We start from the raw sequence: 13,656 nt of genomic DNA, 5'->3' as shown, positions 1-13,656 counted from the left end.
GAGGGCTGTGAATGACTGCTGTTGTCTTTTGCTTTATATTATTTATTCCGATATATATTATTTTAATTTGGCAATATAAAAATCCGAAAGAAGCCATTTTATGGGGAAGAAGATGGATGTATAAAGAGCAAAATGAAGTCAGTGAGGCGGCTGTTAAATATTCAAGAATAGCTGCATTAATTGGCATCATATTTATTACCTTTCTGTTCTTTTTCCTTTTTCTCAATCAAATTTAACTATCATTTGGATTGCTTTTTATAAAAATAACAGCCCCACCATATTAAAATATACAGATACCCTAAAATAACATATACAGTCCAAATATCACCTTGTTGTAGTCTACTAATAAAATAATGAAGTTCATCTTCACCTAATTTACGTTCGATACTATGAATAAAAGATATTATTGGAACAGTTATCGCAAAAAATATTGTTAAGACAGATAAAACTATAAGTTTTCTTTGTTTAATACATAGTCGAGCAGTTATTATTGTTATAAATAAGAATAGGTAATAAATTATCCAAAACCAATTAGGAAGTGTTCCATACTGCATTTTTTTCAATCTCCCTTCTAATTTTATTCATTATCAAAGTCAAAAAAGCGTTTAAAAAGCCGGTAGCTGCACGGCCTTTTGAACGCTTCTCTCAATTAAACATTAAAACGGAACAACATAATATCGCCATCTTGTACGATATATTCCTTACCTTCTAAACGTACTTTGCCTGCTTCTTTTGCTGCTGTCATTGAGCCTAGCTCAACTAAGTCGTCGTAGGCAACCGTCTCGGCACGGATGAAGCCGCGCTCGAAGTCGGTGTGAATCACACCCGCACATTGCGGTGCTTTCATGCCTTTGCGGAACGTCCACGCACGTACTTCTTGTACGCCAGCCGTAAAATATGTAGCAAGTCCTAATAAGTCATATGAAGCACGGATTAATTGGTCTAAGCCCGACTCTTTAATGCCTAGTTCTTCTAAAAACATTGCTTTTTCCTCGTCGTCAAAGCCCGAAATTTCTTCTTCAATTTTCGCACAAATTGTAATGACCTGAGCACCTTCTGCTGCGGCGAATTCGCGTACCATCTGCACATATTTATTGCTATCTGCATCTGCTACTTCGTCCTCAGATACGTTAGCAACATAAAGCATCGGCTTGATTGTTAATAAGTGAAGCCCTTTAATAACCTTTAGCTCATCGTCTGAAAGCTCTGCTGCACGTGCGGGCTTTTCAGCTTCTAGCGCCTCTTTTATCTTCACTAAGATTGGCTCTTCAATAAGTGCTTCTTTATCTTTTTGCTTCGCCATTTTTGCAACGCGCTGCAAGCGTTTTTCAACAGATTCCATATCAGCTAAAATAAGCTCTAAATTGATAACTTCGATATCATCGATTGGATTAACTGTACCTGCTACGTGCGTAATGTTTTCGTCCTCAAAGCAGCGTACCACTTGGCAAATTGCATCTACTTCACGAATATGTGCTAAAAATTTGTTACCAAGCCCTTCACCTTTTGAAGCACCTTTTACGATCCCTGCAATGTCCGTAAATTCAAATGCTGTTGGTACAGTTTTTTTAGGCTCTACTAATTCTGTTAATTTATTTAAACGTGCGTCTGGTACTTCCACGATTCCTACGTTTGGGTCAATTGTTGCGAATGGGTAGTTAGCAGCAAGTGCGCCAGCCTTCGTAATCGCATTAAATAATGTTGATTTGCCGACGTTTGGTAAACCGACAATTCCAGCCGTTAATGCCATATAGGACACAACCTTTCTATGCTCAGTTCATTTTACTTATGTTAATAGCCTTTTCTATTATATTGATAATACGCCTAAAAGTCTAACTGCATTATTGTTCATCGACTTTTTTAATTACTTTTTTCATCTTCTTTTCAAATTCACGTCTAGGAATCATAACGCTATGCCCACAACCTTCACATTTAATGCGAATATCTGCACCTAAGCGAATAATTTTCCATGCATTTGTTCCACATGGATGCTGCTTTTTCATTTCTACAATATCATTTAATTCAAATGCCTTACCTTCCAATTTTATTCTCTCCCTTCAATTTCTCGTCCCATTACACGGTCATACAGCATCATTTTTGGGAATGGAGTGACTATACCATTTTGCTCTAGTAGCTCCTTCACGTCTTGACGAATTGTTCGAGCAATTGTCCATTGCTGTAATGGTAATGTTTCAGCTATAATGCGCACAGTTACTTCATTATCGGTCGCATTTTGAACGCCTAAAAAGGCAGGTATATTTGTTAATGCTGGATGCTGTTGTGGTAGCTTTTCTAAATAGGCAGTAATGAGTTTTTCTGCCTTTTCAATATCAGCATCTATATTTAACTCCATGTCAATCATAAACTTCGAGTGATTGATGGAATAGTTCGTTACATTCGTAATAGAACCGTTTGGAATAATAAATTGCTCACCTGTATTGCCCTTTACCTTCGTTGTACGTAAACCAATTTCCAGGACAGTTCCCTCTGCCCCGTTTATTTTTATATAATCGCCTACACCAAACTGATCCTCAAAAATAATAAAAAATCCTGTAATCACATCTTTTACTAAGCTTTGGGCACCAAAGCCAATTGCTAAGCCTGCAATACCAGCCCCCGCAAGTAGCCCTGCAATTTGAATATCAAGGGCAGATAAAACGCCCATAATGGCAGAAAAGTACACTAAATAAGATAAAACACTTTGCAATAATTTTAATATTGTTTTTTGACGACGTTCGGAGTGATTTAATGGAGAACGCATGCGTACAACAAAAATTTTCTCAATAATCTTCCTTCCAACACGAACAGCAATATAGGAAGCAGCCAAAATTGCAATCACTTTTATAGAGGCTATTAAAATAAAATCCCATAACGCTTCACTCGTAAGATAATCCCAAGTTTTTTGACTAATTCGTGTGAGCCCCCTTAGATTGACTGTTGCTGCTGCCGAATAATATAATTCCATTTTTTCACTCCCTGTATAAGAAATTAACAAATTGAGTATACTGCACAAATATAACGTACTTTTACTATTTTTAGAAAGTGAGTGAAACAAATGAATAATCATTCTATTCATTATGAAGCATCAAGTGCAGTATGGAAACTAAGCGATATTTTTTTACAAATGATTCCCTTTGAGCATAGCCAGCTAGTCTTTTGTTGTATTGGTACAGACCGCTCAACAGGCGATGCACTCGGTCCATTAATCGGTAGCCAGCTATTGAAAAGCTATGCATTTCCCTTTGATGTTATCGGGACGTTAGAGGAGCCGTTACATGCATTAAATTTACTAGAAACATTTAATAATTTACAAGCACAAGCCGAGCCACCATTTATTGTTGCAATCGATGCCTGCTTGAGTGAGAAAAACCGCATAGGAAACATTATAGTAGAGAATGGTCCACTGTTCCCTGGCAAGGCTGTAAAAAAACAACTACCCCCAATTGGTGACATTTCCATTAAAGGAATCGTCAATATTGGAGGTTTTATGGAAGCACAAGTATTGCAAAACACTCGTCTTCATTTGACATATAATATGAGTGAAAAAATTGCTCGTTCCTTACAGCTAGCTTGGCAACGCCATCTATTGAACAATAAACATAATAGCTACAATAATCGCCACACACAAAATACTTGGCAGCAAATTGGCTACTCGAATTTTCGTTAAACCGGTAATATTCAAACCAATTGCTAATATCATAATACCACCTGTAGCTGTCATTTCTTGAATAAATAAATCGAGCGCTTCCTGCGGAATATATTTGCTAATTGCCCCTGAACAAATGGCGATAAGTCCCTGATAGATAAAAACGGGTATAGCCGATAATAAAACTCCAATACCTAAAGTAGATGCTAAAATAATGGACGTAAAGCCATCAATAATACCTTTTGTAATTAAAATATTATGATCATTACGCAGACCACTATCAAGTGCACCAAGTATCGCCATAGAGCCAATAACAAATATCAGCGTTGCCGTCACAAAGCCTTCAGCAATCGAGCCACTACTATTTTTACCGAATAATGATTCTACCCATTTTCCCAAGCGGTTAAACCATTTGTCTAAATCGAGCCATTCACCAATCATCGTACCAACAACGAGGCTAACTATGACGATAATGAAATTACCACTCTCAAAGCCCATTGAAATTCCTAGGACAGCCACGGCTAACCCGATAATAGACATAACTGTTTCTTTCATTTTATCTGGAATATTACGAAACAGTCTACCAATAAACGCACCAGCTATTATTAGCGCGGCATTTATTAATGAACCTAATAAAATCATATTTACCTTCTCTCTATTCAGTGCGCTCTAATTGTAAAATTTCTAAAATACGCTCTAAATCCTCATCTGAGTAAAATTCGATTTCTATTTTCCCTTTATCTTTCTGTTTTTTAATTTGTACGCTCGTTCCAAAATAATCTCGGAGCTGCGCCTCTGTAGCCTGTACAAAAATATCACGTGCGGGTGTTTTTGTTTCACGTGAAACATTTTCATTTAATGATTGAACGAGCGCTTCTAATTGACGTACATTCAATTGCTGTGCAATTACCTTTTTTGCTACTTCTGCAATTTGTCTTTTATTTTTCAAACCGAGTAATGTACGACCATGTCCCATTGTTAATGAGCCGTCGTTTACTAATGCACGCACTTCCTCGGGTAGCTGTAGTAGGCGAATATGGTTGGCGATATGTGGTCTACTTTTTCCAAGACGATTTGCTAAGTCTTCCTGTGTGAAATTCAATTGTTCAATTAAACTACTATATGCCTCTGCTTCTTCAATTGGTGTTAAATCCTCGCGCTGTAGGTTTTCCAAAATAGCTACTTCCATCATTTGCTGCTCTGTCATTTCTTTGACAAGCACAGGTATTTCATCTAAACCAGCTAATTTTGCAGCACGCCAGCGACGTTCTCCAGCGATAATTTCAAACTTACGTCCCTTTTTACGTGCAAGTATAGGCTGAATAATGCCATGCTCTTTAATCGATTGTGCAAGCTCATCTAACGCTTCATCTTGAAAAAGCTTGCGTGGCTGAAATGGGTTTGCTACAAATTTGTCAATTGCCACCTGCTGCACATTGCCCTCCTGCTGTACTGCCTCCTCTGGAAATAGTGCGCCAATACCTTTTCCCAAACCTTTAACCATTTTTAATCACTTCCCTTGCTAGCTCTACATACATTTCTGCACCTCTTGATTTTGCATCATATAAAATAATTGGCTTACCATGGCTCGGTGCTTCTCCTAGGCGAATATTGCGAGGAATAATCGTTTTATATACTTTATCCTGAAAATACTTTTTTACTTCCTCTATTACTTGTAAACCTAAATTTGTCCGCGCATCAAGCATTGTTAAAAGAACACCTTCTATCATTAGCTGTGGGTTTAAATGCTTTTGCACAAGTCGAACTGTCGATAGTAACTGACTTAAGCCCTCTAATGCGTAATATTCGCATTGTACAGGAATAATAATTGAATCTGCCGCCGTTAATGCATTAATTGTTAATAAACCGAGTGATGGTGGACAATCAATAATTATGTAATCATAATCTTGTCTTATTGGTTGTAGTGCATTTTTTAATTTTCCTTCACGTGAAATAGCTGACACGAGCTCTATTTCTGCACCAGCTAACGAAATTGTTGCAGGCACAACAAATAAATTTTCTATTTTTGCTGGTAAAATTGTTGTTGTAATATCCTCGTCGTCAATAATGACATCATAAATACAGCCATGTACATCTGCTTTATTTATCCCAGTACCACTTGTTGCATTGCCTTGTGGATCAATATCAATTAACAGTACCTTTTTCCCTAAATAAGCTAAACAGGCGCTTAAATTTACAGAGGTTGTCGTTTTGCCGACTCCCCCCTTTTGATTAGCAATTGCGATAACTTTCCCCATAATCCCACCTACTTCCTACAATTCATTATCTTATATCGTAAATACGCTTTAAAGGTATTCTATCAAAATTTACGCGTAGTTCCTAAAGTTATCCTACTATTCTAATAAAAAAAGCTGTCTAAAAAGTTGGTTATCGTACCACTTTCCAGACAGCATTGTTATTTTTTTGAAGTATTGACCATAAAAAATGAAAGCTTTCTTTGAAAAGGGCGTGTCTGAAGGGCTTTTTTAGATATGACCTTTACGACAAGAATAGTTAACACTTTATTATAACTACCTTTCCTATACCTAAAGCGAGGCGACAGCTCCTGTTCTTCAATATCAAGCTTTATATAAATTTTTTAAATAGCTCTATATATTAAATGGTTTACTTCTTCTTCGGTATTTTAACAGTGATTTGGTAATATTCCTCTGTATCCTCTTCCTCTGTTTTCAATTGAATACCGCTTTTCGTTACCATTGTTAACGAGTGCTTAATTGTATTTAGGGCGATGCGCACATCTTTGCTAATTGCTTTGCGCTTTGGTTTTTCTTTCTTTACAGGCTCTTCCTCGGTAGATGGTGATAGCAACTGTTGAATTTGCTCTTCAAGCTGACGTACGTTCCAGTCGTATTCTTTAGCTGCTGTAATTAGCTGTAATTGTAATTGCTCATCTTTCACAGCGATCAGCGCACGTGCATGTCGCTCAGTAATTTCGCGCTTTAAAATGGCCTCTTGTATAAATTGAGGCAATTTCAATAAACGTAGCTTATTTGCTACAGTTGATTGGCTTTTTCCAAGACGCTGTGCAAGCGCCTCTTGCGTTAATGAATGTAATTCAAGTAATTGCTGATAGGCAAGTGCTTCTTCAATTGCCGTCAATTCTTCACGTTGTAGGTTTTCAATTAATGCAATTGATGCTGTTTCTTTATCACTTAGCTGTCGTACAATCGCCGGCACTTCCGCCCATTGTAGCTTTTTCATCGCACGATAGCGTCGCTCACCTGCAATGATTTCATAGCCATCATCGCTGCTACTCCTACGCACGACGATTGGCTGAATGACACCATGTATATGAATCGTTCTAGATAATTCTTCAATTTTTTCATCGTCAAATATAGTACGCGGTTGAAAACGATTCGGTATGATTTTTTCAATAGGAATTTTCACTACTTCTTCTGTAGCCTTTTTTTCTTCTATAGCTGCTACTTCACTTTTTACTTCAGACTCTTTTCCGCCTCCGAAAAAACGTGAAAAAGGACTTTTCATCCGAGTGGCACCACCTTTAAGAAACTTCTTACTCACTATAAATATTATTGATTATTCAAGCAGAAATGTACATAGTTTGGAATCAATCAATTATGAAACTTAGCATCTACGTATTCTATCATTAATTAATGCCTACTATCATTATGTATGCTTGAAAACGATAAAATATCTATCAAACATACAAATTACTTGTGAGATTTCAGTAGAACATACCAACCAATTATTACTAACTAGCTCTTGACCTGCTTTTATTGAATAGGTGTTTTGTTTGGAACACCAGGTTTACGTGGGTATTTCTTAGGTGTTGGCTTTACTTTATTAAATATATATAAAGTACGCTCACTTTCCTCTACTGGCAATTCAAATAAAAATTCCTCTTTCAGTGTTATACCAAGTGTTGTAATTGCTTTTTTCGCATCTGCTAATTCCTGCTTTCCAGCCGCTGCTTTTAATGCCACAAACTGACCACCTTCTTTGACAAGTGGCACACATAGCTCTGATAGAACAGAGAGTCTAGCTACTGCTCGAGCTGTTACAACATCGAATTTCTCACGATATTTAGCATTTTGACCAAATTCCTCTGCTCTTGCATGAACAAATTCTACATTTTCTAAATGTAGCTCCTCGCTTAAATGATTTAAAAATGTAATTCGCTTATTTAATGAGTCGACAATCGTTATTTTTAAATGAGGGAAGCAGATTTTAATTGGTAAACTTGGGAAGCCTGCTCCTGCGCCAACATCACAAACAGATGTTATCTTTGTAAAATCGAAATAAAAGCTAGCGCTAATGGAATCATAAAAATGCTTTAAATAAACACCTTCTAGGTCAGTAATAGCCGTTAAATTCATTTTTTCATTCCACTCTACAAGTAGCTCAAAATATTTTTTAAATTGGGCAATTTGGGCAGCTGTCAGCTCAATGCCCTTCGCCTTTAATGCTTCAATAAATTGTTGCTCGTTCACTACAATCCTCCTTTAATTAAGGGGCTGTCCGAAAAGGATATATTTTCCGGACAGCCTCAGCTCTTTATCTACTTATTCATTTGATAAAACATCACCGAAAGTGTCTAAAAGTAGGCAATGCACTACGCTCCCTTTTCAGACGGCTCTTATAATCTCGATGCGTCGATATGCTATTAATTAATCATTGGCTACACGGGCAATTTTCCCCTGCTCAATATAAACGAGTAAAATTGAAATATCTGCTGGATTTACCCCAGAAATACGAGAGGCTTGTGCAATTGATAACGGGCAAACAGATTTTAATTTTTGACGCGCCTCAGTCGCTAAGCCCGAAATAGCATCATAATCGATGTTATCTGGAATTTTTTTATCTTCCATTTTGCGTAAACGCTCAACCTGCTGTAACGCCTTTTGAATATAGCCTTCATATTTTAATTGGATTTCAATTTGCTCTTTTACTTCCTCTGAAAATTCCTTTTCGGGAGGTGTTAAAGTTGCAACTAAGTCATAATGCATTTCAGGACGCTTTAATAAATCTGCTCCCCGAATACCGTCTTTTAATTCAGTTCCACCTACAGAGCGAATAGCCGCCTGTGTCTCTGCATTAGGCTTAACGATCACTTCGCGTAAACGCGCAATTTCTTGTTCAATTTGCTCACGCTTCGCTGTGAATTTAGCATAACGTTCCTCAGAAACCATTCCCACTTTATAACCGACATCAATTAAGCGCATATCTGCATTATCGTGACGCAATAATAAACGATATTCAGCGCGTGACGTTAATAAACGATATGGCTCGCTTGTGCCCTTCGTTACTAAATCGTCGATTAGTACACCAATATACGCTTCTGAACGGCTTAAAATCGTTTCTTCTTTACCAAAAATTCTAGAGGCAGCATTAATACCTGCCATTAATCCCTGTGCCGCTGCTTCCTCATAACCTGATGTACCGTTAATTTGACCTGCTGTATATAGATTTTTAATACGCTTCGTTTCTAGCGTTGGCCATAATTGCGTTGGAATAACCGCATCATATTCAATCGCATAGCCAGCACGCATCATTTCTGCATTTTCCAATCCCGGCACAGATGCGATTAATCTTTTTTGCACATGCTCAGGTAGGCTTGTTGATAAGCCTTGAACATAAACCTCACGCGTATTACGTCCTTCTGGCTCTAAGAAGATTTGATGGCGTGGCTTATCGTTAAAGCGCACTACCTTGTCCTCAATCGATGGACAATAACGCGGACCTGTTCCTTTAATCATACCAGAGTACATCGGAGATAAATGCAAATTCTCTTCGATGATTTGGTGTGTCAACGGGCTTGTATATGTTAGCCAGCATGGTAGCTGATCCAAAATAAACTCTGTCGTTTCAAAGCTAAATGCACGTGGCACATCATCCCCTGGCTGAATTTCCGTTTTTGAATAATCGATTGTACGATTATTTACTCGAGGTGGTGTCCCCGTTTTAAAGCGAATAATATCAAAGCCAAGCTCCTTCAAATTGTCAGCTAGCTTAATAGACGGCTGCTGATTGTTTGGGCCACTTGAATATTTTAAATCGCCAAGAATAATTTCACCGCGCAGGAATGTCCCTGTCGTAATAATGACTGTTTTCGCACGATAAATCCCGCCGATTTGTGTGATGACACCCTTCACTTCATCATCTTCTACGATTAATTCTTCCACCATCGCTTGGTGAATTTGGAGATTTTCTTGTTCCTCTAATAAGCGTTTCATTTCTTGCTGGTAAAGCACTTTATCTGCCTGTGCACGCAATGCACGAACAGCCGGCCCTTTACCTGTATTTAACATACGCATTTGAATATGCGTTTTATCGATTACTTTTCCCATTAATCCGCCTAATGCATCAATTTCACGTACAACAATTCCCTTTGCTGGTCCACCAATTGATGGGTTGCATGGCATAAAGGCAATCATATCAAGATTAATTGTCAGCATTAGCGTTTTAGCGCCTAATTTTGCGGCAGCATAAGCTGCTTCAGCTCCTGCGTGTCCAGCACCGATAACAATGACGTCAAATGTACCTGCTTCATATTGTGTAGGCATGCTGTAACTTCCTTTCGTTTTTTATTTTCCTAAACAAAACTGTGAAAATAATTGATTGATTAAACTTTCCTGTACTGTATCACCGACAATTTCACCAAGAATCTCCCATGTACGTGTAACATCTATTTGTACCATATCAACAGGCACACCCATCTCTGCGGCGTTCAGTGCATCTTCGACTGTTTGCCTTGCTTGATGTAATAATGCAATATGACGTGCATTTGAAACATATGTCATATCTCCACCTTCAACTTGTCCCGCAAAGAAAATTGCAGCAATCGCCTCTTCAAGCTCAGCTACTCCTTCTTCCTTTAATAATGAAGTTGTAACGATGCGACGCTCGCCAGCTAATTCTTTGACACGCTGCAAGTCAATTTGTTGTTGTAAATCCGTTTTATTAACAACAACGATGTAATCCATATGTTCAATTGTTTCAAATAGGCGCTCATCTTCAACTGATAAGCTTTCTGCCCCATTTAATACGAGTAAAATTAAGTCTGCTCCTTTTAAAGCCTCTCTCGACCTTTCTACCCCTATGCGCTCAACGATATCTTCTGTTTCACGAATACCCGCTGTATCTACTAAACGTAGTGGTACGCCGCGCACATTAACATACTCCTCTATAATATCACGCGTTGTCCCAGCAATATTTGTTACAATCGCCTTGTTTTCATGCACTAAACTATTCAATAAAGAAGACTTTCCTACGTTTGGTCTTCCTAAAATAACCGTCGATAAACCTTCACGCAAAATTTTCCCTTGCGCAGATGTCGTTAGTAATTTATCTATTTCGTCACGTACCCAGCTACATTTTTCAAGCAAGACAGGTACTGTCATTTCTTCTACATCATCGTATTCTGGATAATCGATATTGACCTCCACTTGTGCTAATGTTTCGAGTAGTGCTTGTCTTAATTCGCCAATTAAGCGTGACAGCTTACCGTCCATTTGTGTTAATGCCATATTCATGGCACGGTCTGTTTTGGCACGAATCAAATCCATTACAGCCTCGGCCTGTGATAAGTCGATTCGTCCATTTAAAAAGGCACGCTTCGTAAATTCCCCCGGCTCCGCCAATCGAGCTCCATAGCGTAACACAAGCTGTAATACGCGATTAACAGAAACTAGCCCACCGTGACAGTTAATTTCTACAACATCCTCGCGTGTAAATGTTTTCGGCCCACGCATCAACGATAGCATAACCTCTTCCACTACTTCCTCTGTCTTCGGATCAATTAAATGCCCGTAGTGAATCGTATGTGTCACTTGCTCGGCTAATTTTTTTCTATTTGGCGCTTGAAATATTTTATCTGCTATCGCTATTGCTTCATCACCACTCAAACGAACGATTGCAATAGCTCCCTCTCCCATTGGTGTGGATATCGCAGCAATTGTATCAAAATCCATCAAAAAGCCTCCTGACTTCATGTTTATAAAAATCAATTACGCCTCAGCATAATTGCGACTAGATTTTCTTCAAAATCAATTTATCCACATGTGGATAACGTAACCGAACGATATTTCCTAACAACTTAGATTAACATATTTTCAGCAAAATCTAAAGTAATTGTTGTTAAACAAGCCATGCAGCTGCCGGCTTGTTTAATATTAGCGATGATGTTTTGGCAAAATGTTTATACAAGAATGTAAACGTTAAAACAAACTGGTTCTTACGTACTTTTGGTGAAAGTGAATTAGATGGGGATTTCGTATATACTTTATTTAGATTTATTTGGTACATGGCACTCCTGTGGAAGTGTCGTTAACGGACTTAAATTTATATTTTCGAAAGCAGGGAAGAAAAATGATTGAATTAAGAAAGATTACCCACGATAATTTTGAGGCAGTGTTGAAGTTAAGCATAACAGATGAGCAGAAAGGAAATGTGGATTCCAGCATATATTGTTTGGCTAAAGCCTATGTAAAGATACTTAACGACGAAAAACCTCCCATGATCTTCGCTATATGCAACAATGATGAAGTCATAGGATATGTCGATATTGGATTTTACGAACTGGCGGAAAGCTCAATTTTATGTGAAAAATATGGAGATAAGTCTACTTATGGACTTAATCGTTTTATGATTGATAAAAAGCATCAAGGCAAAGGATTTGGTAAACAAGCAATGATGAAAGTTATTGATTACATAAAGTCGTTTCCACAAGGAAAAGCCGATGCAGTTGCAACATCATATTGGATGGTAAACGAAGCCGTTCGGAAGTTGTTTGCGTCTGTCGGTTTCGTTGAAACAGGAGCGATATGGGACGGACAAACAGGGGACAATTGGAATGCAGAAAGAAAAGATATAGAGTACGCAGAAGTTGGTGCCAGACTCGGATTATAAAGCTAATAAGTTAGGTGTCTGGCTCTGGACTTCTTTGATAAATCACTCGCACTTTGTTCCCTGATTCTATCCTGCCACTGGACTTTTTCCATGTTTCGATGTTTTCAGAGTTATCAAATTATCATCTCCCTACTGCTCTAATGTTGACAAAGTGTGTTGCCAACATTATTTGCCGTAATAGGGCGCAGTTGTAGCATAACTGTCTATAGCAAGTCAGATTGTTCAATCACTTAGTTAGCGCGGAAGGTGAAATTTATGACAATTGAAAAAAGAAAAAATGTTAGACCGCAATCTAATTAGTCTAACATTTTTTTGATTTAAGAAGGAATATTCAACCCCTTGAAACGAAAAAATAATTATCTTTTTTCATCATTTTTCGAAATAATAGAGTTATGTCCCAGCCTCTTTTACTATTTTACAAGCTCATTCAAAACACTAAAAAAGTCATTGTCCCCTTTAATAACATAAGCTACTCTCTTATTTTCAGGAACTATTATTTTCTTATTAGAATCAAGATAAAGAACATATCCCTTATTCAAAGTAATATTAATACGATAATCCCATTCAGAAGAATAATTTGTTTTTTGAAATTTTGCTTTTGAAAAAGTATCTATTAACTTTTTTTGTTGAACTTCTGAAATTTCAATTACTTTGAACATGTCCTCTGTTTTTATATCAATACTTTCAACACTTAAAGATTGCTCTTCTACATCAAAATCGACACCTTCAAGTATATCAGTCACAGAATAAATAGTTTTTTTCATCATAAAATTACCACCAACAATAATAATAACTAAAGCTAAAAAAGCGATTATTACAATCCTCTTTTTTACCATAATATTCCCCTCCCTAGTTTTGAGCACTTTCGTACCTGTTCGAAGAAATTCCCTTACCTCAAAAATGCTCCTAACCTCAGTTCTTTTTTACAGAAGTTTTAACACTACCAATCTTTACTTATAATATAAGTTTATCAAACTTCAATAAGGAATTTCCAGTAATTTAAACCAAAAACTTCCCCCAATGTTCAACATATTTTCAAAAAAGGACACCTACTATCCTCTACAAGATAATATTTATAAATAGCAACAAATAAAGCGTCAATCAAGCCGGCAACTGCACGG

The 13,656-nt window shown here is 37.4% G+C and carries 14 protein-coding genes; 3 read left to right on the top strand and 11 right to left on the bottom strand.

Annotated features, from left to right (window positions below; all coding sequences use genetic code 11):
- Nucleotides 1–11: 11 nt before the first annotated feature.
- Nucleotides 12–236, top strand: coding sequence for a hypothetical protein (locus MHH70_RS11480; RefSeq protein ID WP_107943565.1), 225 nt, complete (start codon nucleotides 12–14; stop codon nucleotides 234–236).
- A 413-nt stretch (nucleotides 237–649) separates the two neighbouring features.
- Here MHH70_RS11480 and ychF read toward each other — a convergent pair whose 3' ends face one another.
- From ychF to MHH70_RS11465, 3 genes are all read right to left on the bottom strand, one after another.
- Nucleotides 650–1,750, bottom strand: a complete 1,101-nt coding sequence (ychF, locus tag MHH70_RS11475; protein ID WP_107943566.1) for a redox-regulated ATPase YchF — start codon at nucleotides 1,748–1,750, stop codon at nucleotides 650–652.
- Nucleotides 1,751–1,841: 91 nt separating this feature from the next.
- Nucleotides 1,842–2,042, bottom strand: coding sequence for a DUF951 domain-containing protein (locus MHH70_RS11470; protein WP_066168531.1), 201 nt, complete (start codon nucleotides 2,040–2,042; stop codon nucleotides 1,842–1,844).
- Between the two features lie 2 nt (nucleotides 2,043–2,044).
- Nucleotides 2,045–2,965, bottom strand: coding sequence for a mechanosensitive ion channel family protein (locus MHH70_RS11465; RefSeq protein ID WP_107943567.1), 921 nt, complete (start codon nucleotides 2,963–2,965; stop codon nucleotides 2,045–2,047).
- Nucleotides 2,966–3,055: 90 nt separating this feature from the next.
- Here MHH70_RS11465 and yyaC point away from each other — a divergent pair, with 90 nt between their 5' ends.
- Complete coding sequence (gene yyaC, locus MHH70_RS11460) at nucleotides 3,056–3,667, top strand: spore protease YyaC (RefSeq protein WP_082799071.1); 612 nt, start codon at nucleotides 3,056–3,058, stop codon at nucleotides 3,665–3,667.
- Here yyaC and MHH70_RS11455 read toward each other — a convergent pair.
- The 7 genes from MHH70_RS11455 to mnmE all read right to left on the bottom strand — a co-directional run bounded on the left by MHH70_RS11455 (nucleotide 3,584) and on the right by mnmE (nucleotide 11,598).
- Entirely contained in the window at nucleotides 3,584–4,288 is a 705-nt protein-coding gene (locus MHH70_RS11455; RefSeq protein WP_342471539.1) for a DUF554 domain-containing protein, read from the bottom strand. The two genes, yyaC and MHH70_RS11455, sit on opposite strands and share 84 nt — an antisense overlap.
- A 13-nt stretch (nucleotides 4,289–4,301) precedes the next feature.
- Nucleotides 4,302–5,150: a ParB/RepB/Spo0J family partition protein gene (locus MHH70_RS11450; protein ID WP_066168522.1), complete on the bottom strand. Its 849-nt coding sequence runs from the start codon at nucleotides 5,148–5,150 to the stop codon at nucleotides 4,302–4,304.
- Nucleotides 5,143–5,904: an AAA family ATPase gene (locus MHH70_RS11445; RefSeq protein WP_066168520.1), complete on the bottom strand. Its 762-nt coding sequence runs from the start codon at nucleotides 5,902–5,904 to the stop codon at nucleotides 5,143–5,145. Before MHH70_RS11445 ends, MHH70_RS11450 begins: the two co-directional genes overlap by 8 nt.
- Nucleotides 5,905–6,271: 367 nt before the next feature.
- The gene (noc, locus tag MHH70_RS11440; protein WP_066168518.1) at nucleotides 6,272–7,153 is read right to left on the bottom strand and encodes a nucleoid occlusion protein; all 882 of its coding nucleotides are present in this window, start codon (nucleotides 7,151–7,153) and stop codon (nucleotides 6,272–6,274) included.
- A gap of 248 nt (nucleotides 7,154–7,401) precedes the next feature.
- The gene (gene rsmG, locus MHH70_RS11435; RefSeq protein WP_107943568.1) at nucleotides 7,402–8,118 is read right to left on the bottom strand and encodes a 16S rRNA (guanine(527)-N(7))-methyltransferase RsmG; all 717 of its coding nucleotides are present in this window, start codon (nucleotides 8,116–8,118) and stop codon (nucleotides 7,402–7,404) included.
- Between the two features lie 177 nt (nucleotides 8,119–8,295).
- Nucleotides 8,296–10,191, bottom strand: a complete 1,896-nt coding sequence (gene mnmG, locus MHH70_RS11430; RefSeq protein ID WP_107943569.1) for a tRNA uridine-5-carboxymethylaminomethyl(34) synthesis enzyme MnmG — start codon at nucleotides 10,189–10,191, stop codon at nucleotides 8,296–8,298.
- A 21-nt stretch (nucleotides 10,192–10,212) separates the two neighbouring features.
- The gene (mnmE, locus tag MHH70_RS11425) at nucleotides 10,213–11,598 is read right to left on the bottom strand and encodes a tRNA uridine-5-carboxymethylaminomethyl(34) synthesis GTPase MnmE (protein ID WP_066168510.1); all 1,386 of its coding nucleotides are present in this window, start codon (nucleotides 11,596–11,598) and stop codon (nucleotides 10,213–10,215) included.
- Nucleotides 11,599–11,995: 397 nt separating this feature from the next.
- Between mnmE and MHH70_RS11420 the strand changes: the two genes are divergently transcribed.
- Entirely contained in the window at nucleotides 11,996–12,535 is a 540-nt protein-coding gene (locus tag MHH70_RS11420) for a GNAT family N-acetyltransferase (protein WP_066169055.1), read from the top strand.
- Between the two features lie 410 nt (nucleotides 12,536–12,945).
- On the opposite strand, the gene MHH70_RS11415 is transcribed toward MHH70_RS11420, so the two are convergent.
- Nucleotides 12,946–13,371: a hypothetical protein gene (locus tag MHH70_RS11415; protein ID WP_342471538.1), complete on the bottom strand. Its 426-nt coding sequence runs from the start codon at nucleotides 13,369–13,371 to the stop codon at nucleotides 12,946–12,948.
- Between the last annotated feature and the right edge of the window lie 285 nt (nucleotides 13,372–13,656).

This window comes from Metasolibacillus sp. FSL H7-0170 (genome assembly GCF_038593115.1).
Taxonomy (GTDB): domain Bacteria; phylum Bacillota; class Bacilli; order Bacillales_A; family Planococcaceae; genus Metasolibacillus; species Metasolibacillus fluoroglycofenilyticus.
This window is presented reverse-complemented; position numbering and strand designations above follow the sequence as displayed.